The 25,857-nt window shown below is 61.2% G+C and carries 24 protein-coding genes; 18 read left to right on the forward strand and 6 right to left on the reverse strand.

Annotation, left to right across the window (positions count from 1 at the left end):
- Position 1 precedes the first annotated feature (1 nt).
- Genes arnC through fetB form a run of 8 tightly spaced genes read left to right on the forward strand, consistent with a single transcriptional unit; the run spans position 2 to position 7,755 of the window.
- Positions 2-982 (forward strand): undecaprenyl-phosphate 4-deoxy-4-formamido-L-arabinose transferase, encoded by a 981-nt coding sequence (gene arnC, locus NV64_RS18490; RefSeq protein ID WP_056240129.1) that lies wholly within the window; start codon positions 2-4, stop codon positions 980-982.
- The gene (gene arnA / locus NV64_RS18495) at positions 979-2,961 is read left to right on the forward strand and encodes a bifunctional UDP-4-amino-4-deoxy-L-arabinose formyltransferase/UDP-glucuronic acid oxidase ArnA (protein ID WP_101506508.1); all 1,983 of its coding nucleotides are present in this window, start codon (positions 979-981) and stop codon (positions 2,959-2,961) included. The genes arnC and arnA overlap by 4 nt, the downstream gene beginning before the upstream one ends.
- Entirely contained in the window at positions 2,958-3,869 is a 912-nt protein-coding gene (gene arnD / locus NV64_RS18500; RefSeq protein WP_101506509.1) for a 4-deoxy-4-formamido-L-arabinose-phosphoundecaprenol deformylase, read from the forward strand. The genes arnA and arnD overlap by 4 nt, the downstream gene beginning before the upstream one ends.
- Positions 3,870-5,528, forward strand: coding sequence for a lipid IV(A) 4-amino-4-deoxy-L-arabinosyltransferase (arnT, locus tag NV64_RS18505; protein WP_056240120.1), 1,659 nt, complete (start codon positions 3,870-3,872; stop codon positions 5,526-5,528). It abuts the gene before it with no gap.
- Entirely contained in the window at positions 5,525-5,857 is a 333-nt protein-coding gene (gene arnE / locus NV64_RS18510; protein ID WP_056240116.1) for a 4-amino-4-deoxy-L-arabinose-phosphoundecaprenol flippase subunit ArnE, read from the forward strand. Before arnT ends, arnE begins: the two co-directional genes overlap by 4 nt.
- Complete coding sequence (arnF, locus tag NV64_RS18515) at positions 5,857-6,240, forward strand: 4-amino-4-deoxy-L-arabinose-phosphoundecaprenol flippase subunit ArnF (protein ID WP_101506510.1); 384 nt, start codon at positions 5,857-5,859, stop codon at positions 6,238-6,240. Before arnE ends, arnF begins: the two co-directional genes overlap by 1 nt.
- A 46-nt stretch (positions 6,241-6,286) precedes the next feature.
- Positions 6,287-6,946, forward strand: a complete 660-nt coding sequence (locus tag NV64_RS18520) for an ATP-binding cassette domain-containing protein (RefSeq protein ID WP_056240111.1) — start codon at positions 6,287-6,289, stop codon at positions 6,944-6,946.
- A 50-nt stretch (positions 6,947-6,996) separates the two neighbouring features.
- On the forward strand, positions 6,997-7,755 hold the full coding sequence (gene fetB / locus NV64_RS18525) for an iron export ABC transporter permease subunit FetB (protein WP_056240109.1): 759 nt from the start codon (positions 6,997-6,999) through the stop codon (positions 7,753-7,755).
- 27 nt (positions 7,756-7,782) lie between these two features.
- Here the strand turns inward: fetB and NV64_RS18530 are convergent, their stop codons facing one another.
- From NV64_RS18530 to NV64_RS18545, 4 genes are all read right to left on the reverse strand, one after another.
- Entirely contained in the window at positions 7,783-9,084 is a 1,302-nt protein-coding gene (locus NV64_RS18530; protein WP_056240539.1) for a carbohydrate porin, read from the reverse strand.
- Positions 9,085-9,433: 349 nt separating this feature from the next.
- A complete protein-coding gene (locus NV64_RS18535) occupies positions 9,434-9,688 on the reverse strand; it encodes a hypothetical protein (protein WP_056240104.1) in 255 nt (84 codons plus the stop codon).
- Between the two features lie 232 nt (positions 9,689-9,920).
- Positions 9,921-10,928: a cytochrome d ubiquinol oxidase subunit II gene (cydB, locus tag NV64_RS18540; RefSeq protein ID WP_101506511.1), complete on the reverse strand. Its 1,008-nt coding sequence runs from the start codon at positions 10,926-10,928 to the stop codon at positions 9,921-9,923.
- A gap of 1 nt (position 10,929) precedes the next feature.
- Positions 10,930-12,354 (reverse strand): cytochrome ubiquinol oxidase subunit I, encoded by a 1,425-nt coding sequence (locus NV64_RS18545; RefSeq protein ID WP_056240095.1) that lies wholly within the window; start codon positions 12,352-12,354, stop codon positions 10,930-10,932.
- A 774-nt stretch (positions 12,355-13,128) separates the two neighbouring features.
- On the opposite strand from NV64_RS18545, the gene NV64_RS18550 reads away from it, so the two are divergent.
- Both NV64_RS18550 and NV64_RS18555 read left to right on the forward strand, forming a co-directional pair.
- Positions 13,129-13,755, forward strand: coding sequence for a LysE family translocator (locus NV64_RS18550; RefSeq protein WP_056240093.1), 627 nt, complete (start codon positions 13,129-13,131; stop codon positions 13,753-13,755).
- Between the two features lie 278 nt (positions 13,756-14,033).
- The gene (locus NV64_RS18555) at positions 14,034-15,125 is read left to right on the forward strand and encodes a hypothetical protein (RefSeq protein ID WP_056240089.1); all 1,092 of its coding nucleotides are present in this window, start codon (positions 14,034-14,036) and stop codon (positions 15,123-15,125) included.
- 214 nt (positions 15,126-15,339) lie between these two features.
- On the opposite strand, the gene ygbI is transcribed toward NV64_RS18555, so the two are convergent.
- Positions 15,340-16,101, reverse strand: a complete 762-nt coding sequence (gene ygbI / locus NV64_RS18560; RefSeq protein WP_056240086.1) for a DNA-binding transcriptional repressor YgbI — start codon at positions 16,099-16,101, stop codon at positions 15,340-15,342.
- A gap of 265 nt (positions 16,102-16,366) precedes the next feature.
- Here ygbI and ltnD point away from each other — a divergent pair, with 265 nt between their 5' ends.
- The 8 genes from ltnD (at position 16,367) to NV64_RS18600 (ending at position 25,212) form a co-directional block, all read left to right on the forward strand.
- A complete protein-coding gene (gene ltnD / locus NV64_RS18565; RefSeq protein ID WP_101506512.1) occupies positions 16,367-17,281 on the forward strand; it encodes an L-threonate dehydrogenase in 915 nt (304 codons plus the stop codon).
- A complete protein-coding gene (gene otnK, locus NV64_RS18570; protein ID WP_101506513.1) occupies positions 17,281-18,543 on the forward strand; it encodes a 3-oxo-tetronate kinase in 1,263 nt (420 codons plus the stop codon). The genes ltnD and otnK overlap by 1 nt, the downstream gene beginning before the upstream one ends.
- Positions 18,540-19,163 carry an aldolase gene (locus tag NV64_RS18575; protein WP_056240074.1) on the forward strand — a complete coding sequence of 208 codons (624 nt, stop codon included), beginning with the start codon at positions 18,540-18,542 and terminating at the stop codon, positions 19,161-19,163. Before otnK ends, NV64_RS18575 begins: the two co-directional genes overlap by 4 nt.
- Positions 19,164-19,170: 7 nt before the next feature.
- The gene (locus NV64_RS18580; protein ID WP_056240072.1) at positions 19,171-19,953 is read left to right on the forward strand and encodes an HPr family phosphocarrier protein; all 783 of its coding nucleotides are present in this window, start codon (positions 19,171-19,173) and stop codon (positions 19,951-19,953) included.
- Between the two features lie 149 nt (positions 19,954-20,102).
- Entirely contained in the window at positions 20,103-21,458 is a 1,356-nt protein-coding gene (locus NV64_RS18585; RefSeq protein WP_101506514.1) for a GntP family transporter, read from the forward strand.
- A gap of 365 nt (positions 21,459-21,823) precedes the next feature.
- A complete protein-coding gene (locus tag NV64_RS18590; RefSeq protein ID WP_101506515.1) occupies positions 21,824-23,203 on the forward strand; it encodes an aspartate aminotransferase family protein in 1,380 nt (459 codons plus the stop codon).
- A gap of 60 nt (positions 23,204-23,263) precedes the next feature.
- A complete protein-coding gene (locus tag NV64_RS18595; protein ID WP_233209038.1) occupies positions 23,264-24,331 on the forward strand; it encodes a GNAT family N-acetyltransferase in 1,068 nt (355 codons plus the stop codon).
- Entirely contained in the window at positions 24,328-25,212 is an 885-nt protein-coding gene (locus NV64_RS18600) for a hypothetical protein (protein WP_101506516.1), read from the forward strand. Before NV64_RS18595 ends, NV64_RS18600 begins: the two co-directional genes overlap by 4 nt.
- On the opposite strand, the gene NV64_RS23485 is transcribed toward NV64_RS18600, so the two are convergent.
- Positions 25,175-25,857: DegT/DnrJ/EryC1/StrS family aminotransferase (locus tag NV64_RS23485; RefSeq protein WP_199177695.1), on the reverse strand; the 683-nt coding region annotated here is incomplete at its 5' end. The two genes, NV64_RS18600 and NV64_RS23485, sit on opposite strands and share 38 nt — an antisense overlap.

Consider the following 25,857-nt stretch of genomic DNA (forward strand, 5'->3'; position numbering starts at 1 on the left):
CATGTTTGAACAAGCCATTACTAAAGTATCGGTAGTGATCCCGGTCTGGAACGAGCAGGAGAGCCTGCCGGAGCTGATCCGCCGTACCGACGCCGCCTGCGCCACCCTGGCGCTTGATTATGAGATCCTGCTGGTGGATGACGGCAGCAGCGACCGTTCGGCGGAGATGATGGTCGCCGCGGCTGAAGCGCCAGGCAGCCACGTGGTGGCGGTGCTGCTTAATCGTAACTACGGCCAGCACTCGGCGATTATGGCCGGCTTCAGCCACGTCAGCGGCGACCTGGTGATCACCCTCGACGCCGATCTGCAGAACCCGCCGGAGGAGATCCCCCGGCTGGTTGCCGCCGCGCAGGAGGGATATGACGTGGTCGGCACCGTGCGGCAGAACCGCCAGGACAGCGGGTTCCGCCGGCATGCGTCGAAGCTGATCAACCATCTGATCCAGCGCACCACCGGCAAGGCGATGGGCGACTACGGCTGCATGCTGCGCGCCTACCGTCGCCATATCGTCGACGCCATGCTGCACTGCCACGAACGCAGCACCTTTATTCCGATCCTCGCCAACACCTTTGCCCGCCGGGCGATTGAGATCCCGGTGCTGCACGCCGAACGCGAGTTTGGTGATTCGAAATACAGCCTGATGCGGCTGATTAACCTGATGTATGACCTGATCACCTGCCTGACCACCACGCCGCTGCGCCTGCTGAGCGTGTTCGGCAGCGTGATTGCGCTGTGCGGCTTTGTGCTGTCGCTGGTGCTGATCCTGATGCGGCTGTTTCTCGGGCCCGAGTGGTCGGCGGAAGGGGTATTTATGCTGTTTGCCGTGCTGTTTATCTTTGTCGGCGCGCAGTTTATCGGCATGGGCCTGCTCGGCGAATATATCGGCCGCATCTATAACGACGTGCGTGCGCGTCCCCGCTACTTTATTCAGCGCGTGGTCAGCCGTGACGACGCATCTTCCTCTCAGGATAAATCATTATGAAAGCTGTGGTCTTTGCCTACCATGATATTGGCTGCGCCGGCGTGCGTGCGCTGAACGACGCGGGTTTCACCATCGAGGCGATCTTTACCCACGCCGACCAGCCCGGTGAGAATCACTTTTTTGCCTCGGTGGCGCGCACCGCGTCCCGCATGGGTATTCCGGTCTATGCCCCCGATGACGTTAACCACCCGCTGTGGATTGACCGCATTCAGGGCATGCAGCCGGAGGTGATCTTCTCGTTCCACTACCGCGATATGCTCGGTGAGGCGCTGCTGGCCTGCGCCCCGCAGGGGGCCTTCAACCTGCACGCCTCGCTGCTGCCGAAGTACCGCGGCCGCGCGCCGCTTAACTGGGTGCTGGTCAACGGCGAGCAGGAGACCGGGGTCACGCTGCACCGCATGGTGCAGCGGGCCGATGCCGGGGCGATCGTCGCCCAGCGGCAGGTGGCGATTGCACCGGAAGACGATGCGCTCAACCTGCACCACAAGGTGTGCCAGGCGGCGGAGCAGCTGCTGACCGACGCGCTGCCGGGCATTCTCCGCGGTGATTATCCGCAGCGCGAACAGGACGAGCGCGAGGCAACGGTGGTTGGCCGCCGCACGCTGGAAGACGGTCGCCTTGACTGGCAGTGGCCGGCCACCCGCAACCACAACCTGGTGCGGGCGGTCAGCGATCCCTGGCCTGGGGCGTTCAGCTGGGTGGGCAGCAGCAAATTTATCGTCTGGCAGTCGAAGGTGCGCAGCGACCTGCCGGCGGCGAAGCCGGGCACCGTTCTCTCGGTGAACCCGCTGACTATCGCCTGTGGCGAGGGCGCGCTGGAAGTGGTCACCGGCCAGAGCGAGAGCGGCATCTATATGCAGGGCAGCCAGCTGGCGCAGACCCTCGGCCTGGTGGCCGGCGCGCTGCTGCACAATCAGCCGGTGTCGGTGATTAAACGCCGCACCCGCGTGCTGATCCTCGGCGTAAACGGCTTTATCGGTAACCATCTGACCGAGCGCCTGCTGGCCGACGATAACTTCGAAATCTTCGGCCTGGATATCGGCTCCGACGCTATCAGCCGCTTTGTCGGCCACCCGCGCTTCCACTTTGTTGAGGGTGATATCAGCATTCACTCTGAGTGGATCGAGTATCACATTAAGAAGTGCGACGTGGTGCTGCCGCTGGTGGCGATTGCCACGCCGATCGAGTACACCCGTAACCCGCTGCGGGTGTTTGAGCTCGATTTTGAAGAGAACCTGAAAATCATCCGCGACTGCGTGAAGTACAAAAAGCGCATTATATTCCCGTCCACCTCCGAGGTGTACGGCATGTGTACCGACGACACCTTCGATGAGGATCGCTCCAGTCTGGTGGTCGGGCCGATCAACAAGCAGCGCTGGATCTATTCGGTGTCGAAACAGCTGCTGGACCGGGTGATCTGGGCCTACGGTGAGAAAGAGGGGCTGCGCTTTACGCTGTTCCGGCCGTTTAACTGGATGGGGCCGCGGCTGGATAACCTTAACGCCGCGCGCATCGGCAGCTCACGCGCCATCACCCAGCTGATCCTTAACCTGGTTGAAGGCTCGCCGATCAAGCTGATCGACGGCGGCCGGCAGAAGCGCTGCTTTACCGATATCCGTGACGGCATCGAGGCGCTGTTCCTGATTATCGAGAATAAGCAGGGCAACTGCGACGGCCAGATTATCAATATCGGCAACCCGGAGAACGAAGCCAGTATTGCCGAGCTGGCGGAGCAGCTGCTGGCCAGCTTTGAGCGTCATCCGCTGCGCGGGCAGTTCCCGCCGTTTGCCGGGTTCCGCGAGGTGGAGAGCAGCAGCTATTACGGCAAGGGTTATCAGGACGTGGAACACCGCAAGCCGTCGATCCGTAACGCGAAGCGCCTGCTCGGCTGGCAGCCGACAGTGGAGATGGGGCTGACCATTGACGCCACGCTCGACTTCTTCCTGCGCACCGTCGAGCCGGGAGTGACGGAGGAATGATCGACGTCGGTCTGCGTATTGACGTGGATACCTGGCGCGGCACCCGCGACGGCGTGCCGCGCCTGCTGACGATACTGGCACAGCAGCAGGTGCGGGCGACGTTCTTCTTCAGCGTCGGGCCGGACAATATGGGCCGCCACCTGTGGCGGCTGCTGAAGCCGCGCTTTCTGTGGAAGATGCTGCGATCGAACGCCGCCTCGCTGTACGGCTGGGATATTCTGCTGGCCGGCACCGCCTGGCCTGGCCGGCGCATCGGTGCCGGGCAGGCGCGGGTGATTCGTGCGGCGGCGGAAGCGCATGAGATCGGGCTGCACGCCTGGGATCACTTCGCCTGGCAAACCTGGGCGGGCGTCTGGCCTGCGGCGACGATGACGCAGCAGATCCAGCGCGGGCTGGACGAACTGGTCGCGATCACCGGCCAGCCGGTCAGCTGCTCGGCGGTCGCGGGCTGGCGGGCCGACGGGCGGGTGGTGGTGGCGAAGCAGCCGTTTCACTTTGCCTACAACAGCGACTGCCGGGGAACGCGGCCGTTTCGCCCCAGGCTGCCCGACGGCAGCCTGGGCACGGTGCAGATCCCGGTGACGTTGCCGACCTGGGATGAGGCGATCGGCAGCCGGGTCAGCCGTGAAGGCTACAATGCGTATATTCTCGACCGCATCGTCAGCCAGCATGAAAAGGAAAACCAGGTGCCGGTCTATACCATTCATGCCGAAGCGGAAGGCGGCGTGCTGAGCGAGCTGTTTGCTGAACTGCTGGAGATGGCGCGCCAGCGCGGCATCCGTTTCTGCCCGCTGGGCGAGCTGCTGCCGCAGGATCTGACGCAGCTGCCGCTCGGGGAAATTGTTCGGGGTAGCCTCCCCGGCCGGGAAGGCTGGCTGGGATGCCAACGGTTATCAGGGTCGGAGTGAATGAAAATAACCCGTTATGCGCTGGCGCTGCCGGTACTCTACGCGCTCTATTATCTGATCCCGTTAGAGTTTCGCGCCCTGTGGCAGCCGGATGAGGTGCGTTACGCGGAGATCAGCCGCGAAATGCTGCTCAGTGGCAACTGGATTGTGCCGCACTTCCTCGACTTGCGCTATTTTGAGAAGCCGGTGGCCGGTTACTGGATCAATAACCTGAGCCAGTGGCTGCTGGGCGGCAATAACTTCTCGGTGCGCTTCGGTTCGGTGTTCTCCATTACCCTCAGCGCGCTGCTGGTGTACTGGCTGGCGCTGCGCCTGTGGCGGCAGCGGGCGACCGCGCTGCTGGCCGCGGTGATGTTCCTCACCTGCCTGCTGGTGTACGCCATCGGCACCTATGCGGTGCTCGACCCGATGATCACCCTGTGGCTGGTGGCGGCGATGTGCAGTTTCTGGCTGGCGGCCGAGGCGGACAAGCGCTGGCACAGGGCCGGCGGCTGGCTGCTGCTGGGGCTGGCCTGCGGCATGGGCTTTATGACCAAGGGCTTTCTGGCGCTGGCGGTGCCGGTGGTGGCGATTGTGCCGTGGATGATCGCTCAGCGGCGCTTCAGGGAGCTGCTGCTGTATGGCCCGCTGGCGCTGCTCTCATGCGCGCTGATTTCGGCCCCCTGGGCGCTGAGCATCGCGCGGCAGGAGCCTGATTTCTGGCACTATTTCTTCTGGGTTGAGCATATTCAGCGCTTTGCCGAGCAGGATGCCCAGCACAAAGCGCCGTTCTGGTACTACATCCCGGTGCTGATCGCCGGCACGGTGCCGTGGCTGGGGCTGCTGCCGGGGGCGCTGCGGCGCGGCTGGAACGGGCCGGAGAGCGCGAAGAGCCGCTATCTGCTGAGCTGGGTGGTAATGCCGCTGCTGTTTTTCAGCATCGCCAAAGGCAAGCTGCCGACCTATATTCTGCCCTGTTTTGCGCCGCTGGCGCTGTTGCTGGCGCACCATGCGCGTCACCTTGCGCTGAACGGCGGCCGCGGGCTGAAGGCCAACGCGGTGATAAATATCGCTTTTGGTACCCTGCTGGCGCTGGTTGTGCTGCTGGTGCTGGCCCCCTGGGGCTGGGCGCATCATCCGGTCTACGATCGCGACGAGGGGGGCAAGGTGTTGCTGGCCGCCAGCGCATTTCTGTTCTGGGCGCTGATCGGCGTGGTGACGCTGGTATCCGGCGCCTGCCGCTGGCGGCTGGCGGCGCTGTGCCCGCTCGGGCTGGCGCTGGTGCTCGGCGCGGTGTTGCCGGATAAGGTGATTAACTCCAAGCAGCCGCAGTCGTTCCTGACGGCGATTGGCCCGGACCTGCCGGACAGCCGCTGGCTGCTGGCGAATAATACCGGCATGGCTTCGGCGCTGGCATGGCAGCTTAAACGCAGCGACGTGCGGCTGCTCGGCGAGCCGGGTGAACTGAGCTACGGCGTTAGCTATGCCGACGGTGCCGACCGGCGCGTGACCAACCAGAAATTTGCCGACTGGCTGAGCGTGCACCGCCGCCAGGGCAGCGTGTCGCTGGTGATGAAGCTGACGGATGAGCAGCGCCCGGATGACCCGACGCTGCCGCCGCCCGATCGGGTTTACCAGCAGGGCCGCATGCTCTGGTACCTGTATGAACAGCGCCCATGACGCTGCTGCTGATCGTACTGACCAGCCTGCTCAGCTGCGCCGGACAGCTGTGCCAGAAGCAGGCGATGAGCAAGCCCGCCACGCCAGCGTCCGGCCACCTGCTGCGCTGGCTGGCCGCCAGCGTGCTGCTGTTGGGGCTGGCGATGCTGGTATGGCTGCGGGTATTACAGACCACACCGATCGGCGTGGCTTATCCGATGATGAGCCTGAACTTTATCCTGGTGGCGATTGCCGCCCGCTGGCTGTGGCATGAACCGGTCAGCCTGCGTCACGGGCTGGGGATCGCGCTGATCGTTGCCGGCGTGGCATTGATAGGGAGCTACACCTGATGGGCTGGCTGTTGGCTTTTTCCAGCGTGTTTCTGGTCAGCGCAGCGCAGCTGCTGCTGAAGTGGGCGATGGTGCAGCTGCCCGCCGTCGGCCAGCTGCTGCCGTTTTTAAACGTGCTGCGCCAGTTTTCCCCGCCGGTGCTGGCGCTGCTGGCCGGGCTGCTGGCCTACGCGCTGTCGATGCTGTGCTGGCTGCTGGCGCTGCGACGGCTGCCGCTGGGCCGCGCCTATCCGCTGCTCAGCCTGAGCTATGTGCTGGTGTGGGCCGCCGCGCTGTGGCTGCCGGGGCTTAACGAACGCTTTTACTGGGGCTCGCTGGCGGGGGTGGCGCTGATCGTCGCCGGGCTGTTGCTGATCGGCTGGCCGCAGAAAAAGTCGCGCTGAGGGTGTTATCATCTGTCCCTCGGCCTTTACCCACCGGATATCGCCTTTGAACGCATTCCCCCTGCTGCAGGTTAGCGGCATTACCTTTAGCCGCGGGCCTCAACGCCTGCTGGCACCGATCACCTTCACCCTGCAGCGCGGCGAATTTGTCTGGCTGACCGGGCCGTCCGGTGCCGGCAAAACCACGCTGCTGAAAATCCTCGCCAGCCTGCTGGAACCCACGGCGGGTGAAGTCCGTTATAACGGCCAGCCGCAGACGGCGCTGTCGCCGGAGGTGTGGCGCCAGCGCGTCTCCTACGTGTTCCAGACGCCGCAGCTGTTCGGCACCAGCGTGTATGACAATCTGGCGCTGCCTTATCAGATCCGTCAGCAGCCGGTGCCGCGTGCACGTCTGGCAGAGACGCTGGCGTGGCTGAATCTGCCCGCCGACCTGCTGGATAAAGCGGTGGATACGCTCTCCGGCGGTGAGAAGCAGCGGGTGGCGCTGTTGCGTAATCTGCAGTTTCCGCCAGAGGTGCTGCTGCTGGATGAGGTGACCAGCGCGCTGGATGAGGAGAACAAGCACCGGGTGCGCCAGCTGATTGCGCAGCAGGCGGCGGCGGGCGTGGCGGTGCTGTGGATCAGCCATGACCGGGAAGAGCTGAACGGCGGGCAGCGGGTGCTGACCCTCACGGCGGCGGGGGAGGAACAGCATGAATCAGCATAACATCAGCAGTGGGTCTCTGATGCTGGCGGCGGCGGCGGGGGAGGAACAGCATGAATCAGCATAACATCAGCAATGAGTCTCTGATGCTGGCGCTGGGGCTGGTACTGATCGCACTGATAGTGAGCCGTAAAGAGCGGCTGGGGCTGGAGAAGGATATCGTCTGGAGCGTGGCGCGGGCGATCGTGCAGCTGACGCTGATCGGCTACGTGCTGAAGTTTATCTTCGACCTGAACAACAACGTGCTGACGGTGCTGATGGTGCTGTTTATCTGCGTCAACGCCGCGCTGAATGCGAAAAAGCGCAGCAAAGCGATCGATCGCGGCTTCCTGATTTCGTTTATCGCCATCACCACCGGCACCACGCTGACGCTGACGATTCTGGTCAGCAGCGGTGCCATCGCGTTTTTGCCGATGCAGGTAATCCCAGTCTGCGGCATGATCGCCGGTAACGCGATGGTGGCGGTGGGGTTGTGCTTTACCAGTCTCAATCAGCGCTTTCACGACAACCGGCAGCAGGTGGAGGAGATGCTCAGCCTCGGTGCCAGCGCCAGACTGGCCAGCGGCAGCATCGTGCGCGGGAGCATCCGTGCGGCGATGATCCCCAGTATTGATGCGGCAAAGACCGTCGGGCTGGTCAGCCTGCCGGGGATGATGTCCGGGCTGATCTTCGCCGGTATCGATCCGGTGAAGGCGATCAGGTATCAGATTATGGTCACCTTTATGCTGATCGGTACCGCCAGCCTGGCGACCATTATCGCCGCTTACCTCGCCGCGCGGCGTTTTTACACCGCGCGGGTACAGCTGAAGTAAGCCGGCCGGCAGGGTGCCCGTCGGTGATCAGAAGTTGACGTTGGCGCTGATGCCGCCGATAAACGCGTCTTTTACACCGCTGACCGCGCCAGGTGAGGCGACATACTGCAGGCTGGGGCGCAGATTGAGCCAGCGGGTGGCTGCCACGTTGTAGTAGAGCTCGTAGTTCCACTCTGCGCCGTGCTGGATCGGCAGATAGCGCGGGTCGTCGTAGCGGCTGACGTCGTGAAAATCGTTGGCGGCACGCTGCATGCGGCCGTAGTCGCTGTTGACGTGGATGCGCGCGATGCCGAAACCGATCTCATCCCCAACGCGGCTGGCGAACGGCCCCTTCCATACCAGCTGAAATGCCTGATAGTTGTCGGTTTTTGCGGTTTTATCGTCGTTAAGCACCGTCTGCAGCGCCAGCACCAGCCCGCGAGACGCGTCACCATTGGTGGCCGTCACCTGCTGTTGCAGCAGCAGATAACCCCCGTACGCGTGATCCTGGCGGCCATAGTCTCCCCGGTTATAGCTGGAGTAGCGTGGCCCGTTGACCGAGGAGAAGTAGCCGCCAATGCGGTAATTGCCCGGTAGTTTTTGATCGCCCAGCAGCGGCTTCCAGCCGAATTCCACCGGCAGCAGATTGCCGAGGGTAGGGCTGCCGTCGAGGTAGAAACCGTTGCCGCGATCGTAGTTATTGCGGTTCTGATTGTAAAAACCGACCTGGAAGAAGAGATCCTGCGGCAGGTTAAGTTTAATACGCCCACCCCACTGGGAAACCGGCCAGTTAAACCAGCGGTCGCCGCGCCAGTTACCGGCCTGGCCGCCGCCAAAGGCCAGGTTTTCGAACTTGCTGTCGAGGGTATCGAAGTCCTCGCCGACGGTGACGCGCCCCGCCTTGACCTCAACCTGATGATTAAAAAGCCCTTTGTTCAACCAGAACTGGGTCAGCCGCCAGGTCTGGCCACGGCCCCACACCTCTTCCACCGAGGAGAGCCCGCCGCTGCGCGGATCGTTTATGTACGGCGTCAGGTCCTGCCCGTTACGGCTGGTAAGGGTGAGCTGAAACTGCGCGTCGTCGACGTTCAGCAGTTTTTCCAGATCGAGAGTGGTGCCAAACGCCCACTGGTCGGTGTAGCGCATGCTGGTGGCGCTGTGATAGCCGCCGGCAAGGTTAGCCGCGGACTCCATGGTGTAGTTGAGCTGGAAATCTGCTCCCCGATCTTTCAGCCGGCTGCGATAACCGTCCCAGTCGCCGAACAGGTAGTCGGAGTCCACCGCCAGCGGCGCCATCTCCGCGTGCACCGTCGCCGACAACAGGAACAACGCGCTGCTGCAGAGCAGCATTCCGGAGGTTGACTGCCGTTTGCCGTCTATTTTTCTGTTCATTTCTGATTTCCTTTTAGCGTTATTACCCATCGTCTGACGTTAATATTCAGCGTAATGATGGGCGTAACTTTTTATGTGTGCTGAAGTAGCCTCTGCCTGCTGCTCATAAAAAACAGCGGAGCTATGTCAGCACGGCAGGAAATTAAACCGATTATGGCTTTGTGCCAGATTTGAAGAGAAGAGGTAATAAACGGTATGTAAATAGCGGAAGCTGTTAAGAGTTGTATCAATCTTGTCTGTGCAGGTTAATTATTATCAGGCATAAAAAAACGCCCCGCAGGGCGTTAGTTATCAAAACCGGGTAACGTTAACGGCGACCCAGAATTTTTGCGGCCAGGAAGCCCACGCCAGCAGCAATTGCCAGTGAAACCAGCGGTGAGTCTTTAGTCTTACTTTTCACGCAGTCAAGCGCGTCGTCGATGGCATAAGAGGCGCGTGCGGCCTGCTGGCGCGCTTTGCCCTTGAATTCATGCTCAGGGGAGTCGAAGGCTTTGCCCAGTTCTTCCTGACCTTTGCCGATCGCTTCTTCTGCTTTGTCGTTCGCTTTATCAAACAGACTCATACTTTCTCCTTAGATGGCATGATTTCCTCAATCAGAACCTAAAGCGTAGACCATCTGCGCCGCAACGGGGCGTGACCGCGTCGAAAAAAGGTTTTTACAGATAATTCTGTAACCGGCGGCGGTAATTAACGCCGGGTGGCAGGTTCGCTCAGTAAGCCGATAAAAAAAGGGCGCAGAGTGCGCCCTTTAACAGGTTCAGGAGCTCAGGCCGGTTAGCCTTACCGCCTGAAAATCAGTGATAACCTTCGTCCGGCTTAATTTTTCCGCGGAACACGTAGTAGCTCCAGAAGGTGTAACCGAGGATCACCGGAATAATCAGCAGGCCACCGACCAGCATAAAGCCCTGGCTCTGCGGCGGCGAGGCCGCCTGCCAGATGGTGATCGACGGCGGAATGATATTCGGCCAGATGCTGATGCCCAGACCGGTAAAGCCGAGGAACACCAGCGCCAGCGTCAGCAGGAACGGCGTGTAGTGCGCATGGCGTTTCAGCGCACGCAGCAGGCCCCAGGCCACCACCAGCACCAGCACCGGCACCGGCAGGAACCAGAACAGGTTAGGCAGCGTGAACCAGCGCGCCATAATGTCGGCGTGGGCCAGCGGCGTCCAGATGCTGACGATGGCAATCACCAGCAGCAGCGCCAGCAGCAGCGGTTTGGTCAGCGCGGTCATTTTGCGGTGCAGGTCATTTTCGGTTTTCATGATAAGCCAGGTGCTGCCGAGCAGCGCATAGGCCAGCACCAGACCGACGCCGCAGAACAGCGAGAACGGCGTCAGCCACGCCATATACGGGCCGCTGTAGGTGCGGTTGGTCACTTCAAAACCGTTGATCACCGCGCCCAGCACCACGCCCTGGCTGAAGGTGGCGATTACCGAACCCCAGATAAAGGCTTTATCCCAGAACGGGCGGTGCTCTTCGGTGGCCTTAAAGCGGAACTCAAAGGCCACGCCGCGGAAAATCAGGCCGATCAGCATAATGGTCAGCGGTGCTGCCAGCGCGGTGGTAATCACCGCATAGGCCAGCGGAAACGCGCCGAACAGCGCAGCCCCGCCGAGGATCAGCCAGGTTTCGTTGCCGTCCCACACCGGCGCGACGGTATTCACCATCATATCGCGCTCGGTCGGGTCTTTGATAAACGGGAACAGAATGCCGATCCCCAGGTCAAACCCGTCCATGATGATGTACATCAGGGTCGAGAAGATGATGATGGTAAACCAGATAATAGAGAGATCGATGCCCATCTTATTTTCCCTCATCCGACGGGGTTAATTTTTCCTTCACGGCCGACAGCGGGCGTGCAGGCGTGTGCGTGGTGCCCGGGCCGCCTTCGCCATGGTCGTCGCCTTCGCCGGTCTGCGGGCCTTTCTTAATCAGGTTCGCAAGATAGGTGTAACCGACGCCGAACACCGAGATATAGACCACGAAGAACACTGCCAGGCTGATGGCCATCTGCAGCGTGCTGTGCAGCGAAACCGCGTCGCGGGTGCGCAGCAGGCCGTAGATCACCCACGGCTGACGGCCGATTTCGGTGGTGATCCAGCCGGCGACCAGCGCAATCAGGCCGGAAGGCCCCATCAGCAGCACAAACCACAGGAACGGACGCGAAGTGTAGAGGCGCTTTTTATGACGCATCCACAGGCTGACCACGCCGGTGAGGATCATCAGCATGCCGAGGCCGACCATAATGCGGAACGACCAGAACACCACCGGTGAGTACGGGCGGTCCTCTTTCGGGAAGCTTTTCAGCGCCGGCACCTGTTTGTCGAGGCTGTGGGTGAGGATCAGGCTGCCGAGGTACGGGATCTCCAGCGCGTATTTGGTGCGCTCTTCCTGCATATCCGGCAGGCCGAACAGGATCAGCGGCGTCGCTTCACCCGGCGGGTTCTCCCAGTGCCCTTCGATCGCGGCAATTTTCGCCGGCTGGTGTTCAAGGGTGTTCAGGCCGTGGGCATCGCCGATCATCGCCTGAATCGGCGAGACGATCAGCGCCATCCACAGCGCCATCGACAGCATTTTGCGGATTGCCGGGGTGTCGTTGTGACGCAGCAGGTGCCAGGCGGCCGAGGCGCCGACGAAGAAGGCGGTGACCAGGAACGCGGCAACGGACATGTGCAACAGGCGGTACGGGAACGACGGGTTAAAGATAATCGCCAGCCAGTCCGCCGGCACCACGATGCCGTTTTCCAGCGCATAGCCCTGCGGCGTCTGCATCCAGCTGTTAGAAGCGAGGATCCAGAAGGTGGAGATGATAGTGCCGAGGGCGACCATGCAGGTGGCGAAGAAGTGCATGCCACGACTGACGCGGTTCCAGCCAAACAGCATCACGCCAAGGAAGCCCGCTTCGAGGAAGAATGCGGTCAGCACCTCATAGGTCAACAGCGGGCCGGTGATACTGCCGGCAAACTGCGAGAACCCGGCCCAGTTGGTACCGAACTGATAGGCCATCACCAGGCCGGATACCACGCCCATACCAAAGTTCACGGCGAAGATTTTCGACCAGAAATGGTAGAGATCGCGGTACACGTCATTTTTGGTTTTCAGCCACAGGCCTTCGAGCACGGCCAGGAAGCTGGCCAGACCGATGGTGATGGCCGGGAAGAGAATGTGGAAGGCTACGGTGAAACCAAACTGTATCCTTGCCAGATGGAACGCATCTAATCCGAACATTGCTTACCTCGAGCGAACATAAAAGAGCTGCCTTTTATTTTTTTTACCCACTATTAACAAATAGACCACATTTGCGGCAGTGGCCGATCGGTTAAGCGCAGGCTTTCAGCGAAAATTCGATCCTAAGATCAAACCAGATGAAGAAGAAGCAACAGTAATATTGATCTGGCATATAACAGTAGCGATTAATTTTAGCTTTTGTTTCGTCGGCAGGTTAAATCGACGCTGGGAAATGTTAAAGCAGGCTAGTGAAATGATGCTCGTATGTAAAATTCATGTAACGCCATGTCCGTAAAGAACTTTTTATGCTCCAGTGGTCAGGTCTCTTGCCGGGTTATGCTAATACTGCTGGCCCATTCAGGACGCCAGGTAACCTGTTTTTATATAGCAAAATTAAGCGTGAAGATCTGCTTTAATAAACGTAAAGATATAATAACCTTGCAAAATATGACGTTTTTGTAGGTATTTGTGAAGGTTATGTTATCTGCAGGAAAAAATAGCCCTTAAGCGAGTGCCACATACACTCCAGACCCCTGATACCTGTCACGTGACAGAGGATGATGAGGTGATGCGCCAAAAAAATGTTAAAGATGTAAGCGTCTGTAGCAGACTTTTTGAAATATTTAGTTACACTCTTTGTTCGGATATCATCCTGTTAGCTGTCTGAAATCAAAAGCTGAACCAACGTCGCGTGCTGTAGCGGCCGGAAATCTGCCTGTGCTATAACAGCCCTTTATGAAAAAACGTTACGGGTGATGACCCAAAGGAGAGAGTATGGAAACCCTGTTAGCGCTTGTGCCCGTCTGGGGCGCTTACCTGCTGGGTACCGCCAGCCCGGGGCCGAGCAATATGGCAATTATGGCTACCGCAATGAGCCAGGGGCGCAGGCCGGCGCTGCTGCTGGCAGCCGGCGTGATCAGTGGCTCTCTCTGCTGGGCGCTGCTGGTCGCCACCGGTCTCTCCACGCTGCTGCTGGCCTGGGCAGAAGCGGTCACCCTGATCAAGGTGGTGGGTGGCCTCTATCTGCTGTGGCTGGCCGTGAAGGCCGCGCGCAGCGCAGCCAGGAGCGACTCGCCAGCCCTGCAGCAGGACGCGAGGGTATCTGTTTCAGGAGCGGCGCTCTATCGCCGTGGTTTGATGATGCACCTGAGTAACCCGAAAGCCATTATGGTGTGGATGGCGATTATGTCGCTGGGCCTGCAGCCGGGGGCGGCTACCTCTGTGCTGCCGGCGATCGTCGGCGGCTGTGCCCTGCTGGGTATGGCGGTATTCAGCGGCTATGCGTTGCTGTTTTCTACGCCAGTGATGGTACGGGGCTACCGCAGATGCCGCCGTGGTATTGAAGGGATACTGGCGCTGTGCTTTACCGCTGCCGGGCTGAAGCTGCTGTTCTCGCGTTGAGCAGGCTTAAACCCCGATCCTCCCTGTTCCACCGGCAGCTTGCGGGATAATTAATCGGGCATGTTGCCAGGTCGCCCGAAGCAATCGTATACTATTACCTTGATTCTTATTGATTTTTTGACTAAAGCCAAATTTTTATAAACAGCATCTGCGGTGTTTCAGCCGGGAGGGATGCTTTACCGTTACGCGTTCTGCGGCGGTATTTTCCTTATTTATTAGCAGGTTTCCCCTGCTTATTTTCTATGGTTACGGGCGATATTCTTGGGGTGAGCAGCAGTATGGAAAGTGAACAGAGCGAAGTCAGGACCCTGCCGTTGCTGGATATGTCGGCGATCCCGCAGGAGATTATGCAGCTTGGCAAGCGGCTGGCGGACACCAAATACCAGATTGACCTGCTGGGCAAGGCCGGCTGGGGGGATCTGACCGCCAATCTGCACGGCCTTGAGGCCAGCGGTGAGTGGCACGGCCCGGACGATGCACTGACCTTTTTCAGCAAGATTTTTCCGTTTGCCATCCTGCCTTCCGAAACGGAACCCGTCGGCGTTTTTCAGGTGCCGACTGAGCAGGTCATCGGCCGCAGCTGGCGCTGGTGGCCGGAGCATCTCAACGGCAACAGCGAGAAGAAGCTGCATGAGCACCTGAACGGGCCTTACGCGGCCGACAGCACCTCCTACTATTTCATCTCTGCGCTGGCCGTGTTGCTGGCCGTACAGGGGCAGAGCCGGGTCACCTACTGCCGCCAGCGGCATATTCCGTTGATTGCGGCCAGAGTCACCTATCTGGCCTACCCACCGGCTGACCGTCTGAAGCTCTATCACGTCAGTAAAGGCAAAACGCGGCAGAGCTGGGTGGTGCTGCAGGATCGTTATCTGCAGGCGGTGCAGTGGCCGCGCATTACGCTGCCGGCGCTGGCTACCTACGGCGTACACGGCGGCAGTTGGCCGGCGCATTTCCCGCCGATTGACCAGGTGTTTGAAGAGCTGCACGATCCGCAACCCGCTGAGGACTTTGTTGCCCCCTGCGTCGATCTGCAGACCTTAATGCAGCGGGTGGTTGAGGAACAGCAGCAGCAGCAGCTGGCGGCTAAACCGGTAAAAATGGCGCTGAGCGACATGGATATCGCCAACCTCTGGCCGATCAGTATGACGCTGATGTTCTTCTTCCTGGTATCGCTGGTGGCCGCGGGGGTCAGTGCCGGACAGGGCTGGCTCGGTGCCGTCAGTATGCTGATCTGCGGCATGTCAGGCAGCGTGCTGCTGTTTCTCGCCGCACCCATTTTTCAGGCCAGCCAGCGCCTGCGCAGCCAGCGGCGGCAGGTGAGCGAGCAGCCGGAAGAGGCGGAAGCCGAACCGACGCCGCCGGTTTCCTGAGGGTAAAAAAAAGCCCACGCACGAGTGGGCAAGTGTTAACTATTAGCGACTTTGCGGTCGGTGATTCCGCTAAATGATTGCATAATTTCCGTATAAATAATAAATGGTTATATCGATCGATAGCGTTAAATTGATCGCCTGAACCGATTTTGCCTCGCGCCACGCGGTGTGAGCGCGATCGCCGTTTCGCTGTACCACTGGCCTGGTCTGCCGGCTACACGGCAAGGATCACATCCAGATCGCGCTGCGCCAGTTCCTGACGTGCCGGGCCCGGTAACTGCGGGTCGGTGATGATGCAGTCGAAAGAGGTCACCGGCAGTGCGAGGAAGGAGGCGATCTTATTGTATTTGGAACTGTCCGCCAGCAGCACCCGTTTGCCGCTGACCTCACAGGCGGCTCGTTTAACCGCGATTTTCTCTTCGTCCGGGGTGAAAATACCGCGCTGGCTCCAGCATGATGCCGAGATAAAGGCGATATCCACCGACAGCCCGCGCAGCGTCTGCGCTGCCGCATCACCCGCGCAGGAGCGGTTTTCCCGATACAGGGTGCCGCCGGTGTGGATCATCCGGCACTGGCTGTTGTCGATAATAAAATTAGCGATGACGAAGTCATTGGTCACGATCAGCAGGTCGTCGCGCGGCTCCAGCTCGCGCGCCAGCGCCAGCGTGGTGGTGCCGGCATCAAGGTAGATACAGCTGTTGCGTGGGATGTGCCGTGCGGCCATCGCACCAATCGCGCGTTTTTCTTCGCTGAACAGGCTGGTTTTATCAAAATGCGAGGGCTCGCTGGCCAGCCGCTCGGTGGAACGCACGCCGCCGGAGACCAGCAGCACCGCGCCATTCTCTTCCAGTTTCTGCAAATCACGACGGATGGTCATATGCGACACGCCCAGTCGCTCGGTCAGTTCGGCAATGCTCACCACGCCGCGTTGTTCAACCAGCGTTAAGATTTGTTGATGGCGCTCTACCGGGATCATCTCGGTTTCATCTCCTGAGCCTGATGTTTTTATCAATTTATCACATTATGCCGCGCGCAGGCTGTGAAATTGCGAGCGGGTTTTGATTATCTTATTGTAAGTATTGGTTTTTATATTTTTCTCGTCATCCCTGCATTGTTAATTACTGTGAATTAGACGCCGCTGCATGTTAATTATTGTGAGTTGCATCACCAAATCTGCCGTTCCCGCCGGTTATACTTCACACAACAAAACAAATCATCACCAAAATTAACATGGAGAACCTATGTCTGACGCAACATCATTATCGGTCTGTGTGGTTGGCCTCGGTTCGATGGGCATGGGGGCGGCGCAGTCCTGCCTGCGCGCCGGGCTGAAAACCTGGGGTGTGGATCTCAATCCGCAGGCGTTGCAGACCCTGCGCGACAGCGGTGCTCAGGCGGCGGAGAGCCGTGCTGACGGTTTTGCCGCTGAGCTGGACGCGGTGCTGCTGCTGGTAGTCAACGCCGCGCAGGTGAATCAGATCCTGTTTGCCGGGGGCGGGCTGGCCGCTCAGCTGAAGCCGGGCTGCGCGGTAATGGTGTCGTCGACCATTTCTGCCGGGGATGCGCAGGCGATCGCGCAGCGGCTGGCAGAGCATCAGCTGATCATGCTGGATGCGCCAGTTTCCGGCGGTGCGGTTAAAGCCGCCAGCGGCGAGATGACGGTAATGGCCTCCGGCAGCGATGAAGCCTTTGCTCGCCTGCAGCCGGTGCTGGACGCGGTGGCCGGCAAGGTGTACCGCATCGGCAGCGAGATCGGCCTGGGTTCCACGGTAAAGATTATTCATCAGTTGCTGGCCGGGGTGCACATTGCCGCCGGTGCCGAAGCGATGGCGCTGGCCGCCCGCGCCGGAATTCCACTCGACACCATGTACGATGTGGTGACCAACGCGGCGGGCAACTCATGGATGTTTGAAAACCGCATGCGCCACGTGGTGGACGGTGACTACTCGCCTAAATCCGCCGTGGACATTTTCGTGAAGGATCTCGGCCTGGTGGCCGAGACGGCCAAAGCGCTGCGCTTCCCACTGCCGCTGGCCTCGACCGCCTTTAACATGTTCACCTCCGCCAGCAATGCCGGCTATGGTCGTGAGGATGACAGCGCGGTGATTAAGATCTTCAGCGGCATTACGCTGCCGGAAAAGCAGGAGGGCCAGTGATGCGTCTGGGGGTGATTGCCGATGATTTTACCGGCGCGACCGATATCGCCAGTTTTCTGGTGCAGAACGGCATGGCGACCGTGCAGGTGAATGGCATACCGGAGAGGGGTGTCGGCAGCGCAGCGCAGGCGATTGTGGTCAGCCTGAAGTCGCGCTCCTGCGCGGTGGAGACTGCCGTTGCCGACGCGTTGCAGGCGCTGCGCTGGCTGCAGCAGCAGGGCTGCGAGCGTTTCTATTTTAAATACTGCTCCACCTTCGACAGCACCGCACGGGGCAATATCGGCCCGGTGACCGATGCGCTGCTGGCCGAACTGGGCGAGGCGCTGACGGTGATCTCGCCGGCGCTGCCGGTTAACGGCCGCACGGTGTATCAGGGGCACCTGTTTGTGATGGACCAGCTGCTGTCGGACTCCGGCATGCGTCACCACCCGGTGACCCCGATGACTGACAGCAGCCTGCTGCGGCTGATCGAGGCCCAGGCCAGCGGTAAGGCCGGGCTGGTCGCCGCGCAGACCCTCGATCGCGGCGCGGAGGCGGTGCGCGAGGCGCTGACGGCGCTGGCCGGGCAGGGGGTGCGCTATGTGGTGCTGGACGCCCTTAGCGAGCAGCATCTGCTGACCCAGGGGGAGGCGCTGCGCGAGATGACGCTGGTCACCGGCGGTTCCGGCCTGGCGATTGGCCTTGCCCGTCAGTGGGCCAGCCACGAGCATAACAGCGCGGCGGCGCAGGCCGCCGGCGCGCCGGTGGCGGGAAAAACGGTGGCGATCTCCGGCTCCTGCTCGGCGATGACCAACCGTCAGGTGGCGTGCTACCGCCAGCAGGCCGCCGCGCAGGCGATCGACGTGGCCCGCGCCATTACCGGGGGCGACGCTTACGCCATTGAGCTGTGCGACTGGGTGGCCGCGCATCAGCAGGACCCGCTGGCGCCGCTGCTGTATGCCACCGCCGAGCCGGCGCTGTTACAGCGCATTCAGCAGCAGTATGGCGCTGAAGCCAGCAGCGAGGCGGTGGAGCAGCTGTTTGCCCGCGTGGTGCGTGAGCTGCAGCAGCGTGGCTGGCAGCGCTTTATCGTTGCCGGCGGTGAAACGTCCGGCGTGGTGGCGCAGACGCTGGGGGTGGAGGCGTTCCATATTGGGCCGACCATCTCCCCCGGGGTGCCGTGGGTGCGTGCCACCGAACGCCCGCTGTCGCTGGCGTTGAAATCCGGTAACTTTGGCGATGAGAACTTCTTTGCCCGCGCACAGACGGAGTTTGTCTCATGACCGAACAGCAGGCACGTGAAGAGATGGTGCGCCTGGGGGCGTCGTTTTTCCAGCGCGGCTACGCCACCGGCTCGGCCGGCAACCTGTCGATGCGCCTGGAAGACGGCACCCTGCTGGCGACGCCGACCGGCTCCTGTCTCGGTGAGCTGGTGGCGGATCGGCTGTCACAAGTAACCGCCGACGGCGAGTGGATCGGCGGCGATAAGCCGTCGAAAGAGATTAGCTTCCACCGCGCCATCTATCTGAATAATCCGGCCTGCGGTGCTATTGTACACCTGCACTGCCTGTACCTGACCGCGCTCTCCTGCCTGGAAGGGCTGGATACGCAGAACTGTATTCGCCCCTTTACCCCCTACGTGGTGATGCGGGTGGGTGACGTGCCGGTGGTGCCTTACTACCGTCCGGGAGATCCCCGCCTGGGCGAAGACCTTGCCCGGCTGGCGCCGCACTACAGGGCGTTTTTGCTGGCCAATCATGGCCCGGTGGTGGTCGGTAAAACGCTGCGTGAGGCGGCGGATAACACCGAAGAGCTGGAAGAGACCGCCCGGCTGATCTTTACCCTGGGCGATCGCCCGATTCGCTATCTGTCCGATAGCGAAGTGGCTGAATTACGGAGCTGAACCAACCATGCCAAAGTTTGCCGCCAACCTGTCGACCCTGTTCACCGAACTGCCGTTCCTGGAACGCTTTGACGCCGCCGCCGCCGCCGGATTTCGCGGGGTGGAGTTTCTGTTTCCCTACGACTATCAGCCTGAGCAACTGAAGCAGGCGCTCACCCGCAACCGGCTGGAGCTGGTGCTGTTTAATACCGCGCCTGGCGACAGCGCGGCGGGGGAGTGGGGGCTGGCGGCGATCCCGGGCCGCGAAGCCGATGCCCGACGCGATATCGACCGCGCGCTGGAGTATGCGCTGGCGCTGGAGTGCCGCCAGGTGCATCTGATGGCATCGGTGGTGCCGCATGCTGCCGATCGCGAGCAGTGGTCTGAGACCTTTATCAGCAACGCGCGCTACGCGGCGGAGCGTTTTGCCCCGCACGGTATCCGCGTGCTGCTGGAGGCGCTGAACCCGCTAACCAAACCTGATTACCTTTATGCCAGCCAGTATCAGACGCTGGAGATGGTTAAACGTATCGATCGTCCAGGGGTGTTTACCCAGCTGGATCTGTTCCATGCGCAGCGGGTGGACGGCAACCTCAGCCACCTGATCCGCGAGTATGCCGGCCAGTATCAGCATATTCAGATCGCCTCAGCGCCGGACCGGCACGAGCCGGACGAGGGCGAGCTGAACTATCCGTGGCTGTTCGATCTGCTGGATAGCAGCGGCTATCAGGGCTGGATTGGCTGCGAATACTTCCCGCGCACCACGACCCTGGCCGGGCTCGGCTGGCTGGACCCTTACCGCCCGCTGTAATCTGACCTGATTGCCCGTTTTATTGTTCAGTGGCCTGCTCCGGCAGGCCGCTCAGGAATTCTGTTGCCCGTATCCGGCCACCCGCCGGGGAAAATAAAGAGGGTGCCAACGGCACCGCATAAATAATAAGCCCTCAGAAGGTAAAGAAAATGTCTACCGCCCTGTTGTTAACCATCGCTGTGGCCAGCGTGCTGCTGCTGCTGGTGATGGTGATTAAAGCCAAGGTTCATCCGTTTGTTGCTCTGCTGGTGGTCAGCCTGCTGGTCGCCCTCGCTACCGGCATGCCGGTGGATAATATTATGAAGGTGATCGCCGACGGCATGGGGCACCTGCTGGGGGCGATCACCATTATCATCGTGCTCGGGGCGATGCTCGGCGCGATTATCGAGTCGTCCGGCGGCGCGGAGTCGCTGGCCCAGCGCTTTACCCGCTCGCTGGGAGTGAAGCGCACCGTGGCTGCGTTGACCATTGCTGCCTTTATTCTCGGTATCCCGGTCTTCTTCGAGGTCGGCTTTATTATCGTCATCCCGCTGATCTACGGCTTCACCAAGGTGGCGCGCGTGTCGCCGTTGAAGTATGGCCTGCCGATGGCCGGGGTGATGCTGACGGTGCATGTGGCGCTGCCAACCCATCCGGGGGCCGCCGCCGCTACCGGCCTGCTGCACAGCGATATCGGCTGGGTGATGCTGCTGGGCATTCTGGTGTCGATTCCGGTCGGCGTGGTCGGCTATTTTGTCGCGAAGGCGATGAACCGCCGTCAGTATCACCTGTCGCTGGACGTGCTGGAGCAGATGCAGCTGGCGAAGCCGGAAAGCGCGACGCCGACCGACGGTCAGCGGCCACCGGGGGCCTGGCTGATCTCCGGGCTGATCGTGGTGCCGATCGTATTGATCGTGCTGGGTACCCTGGCGCATACGGTGCTGCCGGCGGGCAGTGCCCTGCGCCAGCTGCTGTCTCTGGTCGGCACGCCGGCAATTGCCCTGCTGATTGCGCTGGCGCTCTCCGCCTGGCTGCTGGGACTGCGTCGCGGCTGGAGCAAAGACCGCCTGAGCGAGCTGCTGGAGCGGGCGATCCCGGGATCGGCCGGGGTGATTCTGGTGGCCGGTGCCGGTGGGGCCTTCGGCAAGGTGCTGGTGGAGTCCGGCGTCGGCAAGGCGCTGGCGCTTTCGCTTGAGACCATCAACCTGCCGTTAATTCCCGCCGCCTTTATTTTGTCACTGGCGCTGCGTGCATCGCAGGGCTCCGCCACCGTGGCGATCCTGACCACCAGCGGGCTGCTGGCGCAGGCGGTCAGCGGGCAGAGCGAGATCCAGCTGGTGCTGGTGACGCTGTCGGCCTGTTTCGGCGGGCTGGGGTTGTCCCACGTTAACGATGCCGGTTTCTGGGTGGTGACCCGCTACCTCGGGCTGTCGGTGGCGGACGGGCTGAAAACCTGGACGGTGCTGACGACCGCGATGGGCGTAACCGGGTTTGTACTGGTCTGGCTGATCTCCCTGCTGGTGTAGGAGGACGCGCGAAATGAGGATCTTCTTCTATACTTAACTCACTGACCCCAATACCGAAGTGATAAAGGTAACGGGTATTTGACTGACTGAGAGGGCATGGAATGAAAATTATTCTCTGGATTATCGCGATTATCTTTATTGTGGGCTTACTGACCCTGACCGGCGTCTTTAAACTGCTGTTCTGACCCGTTCGCGGGCGGCACGTGGCACTCTGCCCGTCCGCCCGCGGCACCCCCCCTCTGCAGCAAAACACGATACGTGCGCTGACGTTAAACCGCCGTTCAACACGGCGCTGGCGGCGGATGTCATCTCCCTGTGGCTGGATATACTCCCGAGACTTCAATGGTGAAGTGTAAGGAGTGACCATGGACTGTCGTAATGAACGTCTGCTACTGGATGAAGCCCGCTACTGTTCGCATGGTGACACGGTTCACTATGTTAACCCGCCGAAGGTGTTTGACCGCTGCGAAGGCAGCTACCTTTACGATGCCGGGGGTACGCCCTATCTCGATTTACAGATGTGGTACTCGGCGGTAAATTTTGGTTATGCCAACCCCCGTCTGAACAGCGCCCTCAAGCGGCAAATCGATCGCCTGCCGCAGCTGGCCAGCCAGTATCTGCACCCGAGTAAAGTCGAACTCTCGAAAGTAATTGCCCAGGATATGCAGCAAAAGTTTGGCCTGCCCGGTCGCGTGCATTTTAACGTTGGCGGCGCGCAGTCAATTGACGACTCGCTGAAGCTGGTGCGCAATTTTTGTCAGGGGAAAAGCCGCATGTTTGCGTTTGAAGGCGGCTACCACGGCCGCACCCTGGGCGCCTCCGCTATCACCTCCAGCTATCGCTATCGCCGTCGTTTTGGCCACTTTGGCGAACGGGCGCAGTTCATCCCTTTTCCCTATCCCTTCCGTCGCCAGAAAGGCATGACCGCAGAAGAGTATGCCGATAAGCTGGTAGCCGATTTTGCCCGTCTGTTTGAAAACGAATATCACGGCGTCTGGGACCCGAAAGCCGGGCAGTCTGAATTTGCCGCGTTTTATATTGAACCGGTGCAGGGGACCGGCGGCTATGTTATACCACCGCGCAATTTTTATCCGGCGCTGAAGAGGGTGCTGGACCGCTATGGCATTTTACTGGTGGTGGATGAGATCCAGATGGGATTCTACCGCACCGGCAAACTGTGGTCGGTTGAGCATTTCGGCATCACCCCTGACGTGCTGGTGTTTGGCAAGGCGCTGACGAACGGGCTTAACCCGCTGGCCGGCATCTGGGCGCGGGAAGAGATGATCAATCCGCAGACCTTCCCGCCGGGCTCCACCCACTCCACCTTTGCCTCTAATCCTCTCGGCACCGCCGTCGGGCTGGAGGTGATGCAGATGCTGGCGGAGAAAGATTACGGGCGGCAGGTGGCAGAAAGCGGTGCTTACTTCCTTGAGGGGCTGCGGTCATTGCAGCTGCAGCACCGGGAGATCGGCGACGTGGACGGACTCGGACTGGCGCTGCGTGCGGAGCTCTGTACCGCTGACGGCATCACCCCTGACCGGGGCCTGCTGGATAAAATGGTCGACATCGGCCTGTCGGGCACGCTGGATGACGCCGGTGAAAAATGCGGCCTGGTGCTGGACGTAGGGGGCTACTACAAAAATGTGATTACCTTTGCGCCATCGCTGGAGATTAGCCGCAGCGACATCGATCGGGCAATCAGGCTGCTTGACCAGCTGCTGGTACGTGCGAAGCGGGAACGCTGAGCCTGTTGATTACCCCGGGTGCCGTCAGGCACCCCGTTAGCGGACACTTCCCCTTTGAACGTGCTGCCCCCCCGTTACCGTAATCAGCTGGAGCCGTCGGTGCTATTGAGCGGCTTTGTTCAACACCCGCCGCCGGGCTTCGACGCGCAGCGTGCTGACAATGGACTGATAGGTTTTACCACCCGCCTCGATCTGTTGACCACGGCGGCCCCCTCGCTGCGCGCACGGCTGCGCCGCTGGCCGGGTTATCGCCGCTGGAAACAGCTGTTATGGCTGGAAACCTGCTTTATCGGCGCCACTACCAGTGAGTATGCGTGCCTGCCGCAGCAGCCTGAACCCGTCGAGCTGCTTGACTGGATCGCGGACCACTGCAGCCAGCAGCCGTTAACCATTATTAAAGATCTGCCCTGCGCCTCGCCGCTGCTCACGCAGGAGGAGAATGACTACAGCGACCGCCTGAGCGCGTTAGCGCAGCAGCGCGGATTTATCAGCGTGGCGGGCCAGGCGCTGGCGTGGGTGGCGATTGATTTTACCAGCATCGATCACTATCTGATGCGGCTGTCGCACAGTCGCCGCCGCCATATCCGCCGTAAGCTGCGTAGCCGCCACCACCTGCGCATTGAACGGCTGCCCTGTGGTGACGCGCGATTCAACGACGCCTGCTGGCAGGCCCAACTCTATCAGTGTTATCTGGCCGTCTGGCAACAGAGTGATATCCACTTTGACCGGCTCAGCCCGGCTTTCTTTAACCATCTGCTGCAGGATGCGCAGAGTGACGGAATGGTGTTTTGCTACTGGCATCAGCAGCAACTGGTGGGATTTAACCTCTGCTACCGCTATCAGGGCCGGCTGGTCGATAAGTACATCGGCTTTGACTACGCGCTGGCGCTGAAATTTAACCTGTACGTGGTGAGCTGGATGGTTAATCTGGAGTATGCGCTGGCGGAGGGGCTGCAGGCCTATATCGCCGGCTGGACCGACCCGCAGGTGAAGGCCAGCCTCGGGGCACAATTCACCTGGACCCGGCACCTCGTCAGGGCGCGTCATCCGCTGCTGCGCGGGGCGCTGCGCTGTTTTCGTCACCACCTGGAGCACGACAGCCGGGTGCAGCAGGGGGGGGGCCTGTGATGAACTCCCGGCCACCGGCAATCCTCGATTTTGATGGTTCGGTCAGCGGCATTGAGCGGGCGACCGTTCTACCCCTGCAGCCGTGGCAGGAGACGATCCGCTTCGGCTGCCGCTGGCGGGACTTTCAGCGGCTGGCGTCGCTGCTGGCGGTTCGGCTTCCCGCGGATCCCGGCTGCGTGTTTACCGGTAGCGGCGATTACCACCACCTCAGCTACCTGCTGCTGCAGCGGGTGACCCAGCCGCTGCAGCTGATCGTCTGCGATAACCACCCGGATACCATGCGCTATCCGCTGGGGATTCACTGCGGCTCCTGGGTGTACTGGGCCAGCCGCCTGCCGCAGGTCAGAGCGATCCACGTGCTGGGGATCTGCTCGCACGACATCAGCTGGCGTCACCGCTGGGAGATCCATGCCGGTCCGCAGCTGCGCCGCAAGCTGACCTACTGGAGCCTCGACGTCAGTACCCGCTGGCTGAACTGGCCGGGACGGCGGCCCGATCCGCACTGTTTTCACGATGCGGATACGCTGATGGCGAGGTTTCTGTCACAGCTGGCACCGTTGCCGGTTTATCTGTCGCTGGATAAAGACGTGCTCAGCCCGCAGGTGGTGACCACCAACTGGGATCAGGGGCGTTTCCTGCCGCAACATCTGCTGCGACTGATCCGCGCCTGCCGCGGACGGCTGCTCGGTGCGGATATCACCGGCGAGGCCTCCGTTTATCGCTTTCAGCGCCGTTTTAAACGCTGGCTCAGCGCGCTGGACGGCCAGCCGCTGGCCGACCCGGCGCAGCTGGAAGCGTGGCAGCATCAGCACCGGCAGATCAACCGGCTGCTGCTGGCCGAGATTACCCCGGCGCTGGCAGCACCTGGCCCAGCGCGCTAAGGATACGGGCAAAGTCGGCGTCGCTGAGCCACGGGCTGTTGCTGAGGGTCAGCGAGCAGGCGGCAAAGCGATCCGCGTTGGGGGTCTGACTGCGCAGGGAGAGCAGCGGCAGGACGTCAGGGTAGTGGCGCAGCGTGCTGATAAACAGCCGGCTCACCCCCAGCCCGGCACACCACAGCCGGTCCAGCGCCGCGTCGCGGCTGGCGCGGTCGGGCATCAACAGCAGCATAAACGGCCAGACGCCGTCATGGCGATCCTGAATCACGGTCACGCCCGGCAGCCGTGCCAGTAGGGCAACCCTGGCCTGCGCCCGCTCACGGCCCTGCAGCAGCCACGCGGGCAGGCGCCGCAGCGCCGCCGCCGCCGCCCGCTGGCGGTAGCGCCCCAGCCGGTACAGCGGGATCGCCGCTGCGGTGAAGTTCTCGCCCACCGCGCTCAGCCAGTCGCCGCGCGCCAGCGCCCGCCGCAGCGGGCGGCCATACACCCACTCAAGACGGTCCGGGTGATAGAACAGCCGGTAGCCCCACAGCGTGGCAATGCGGCCCAGCTCTGCCAGCGGGCGGTGCGGCAGGTCGCTGGCGATCTGCCGGGCCAGCGCGGCGTGCAGCGTCGGCAGGCGGCTGAACAGGATGCCCCCTTCGGCGG

Source organism: Erwinia sp. B116 (assembly GCF_002865965.1).
Taxonomy (GTDB): Bacteria; Pseudomonadota; Gammaproteobacteria; order Enterobacterales; family Enterobacteriaceae; genus Erwinia.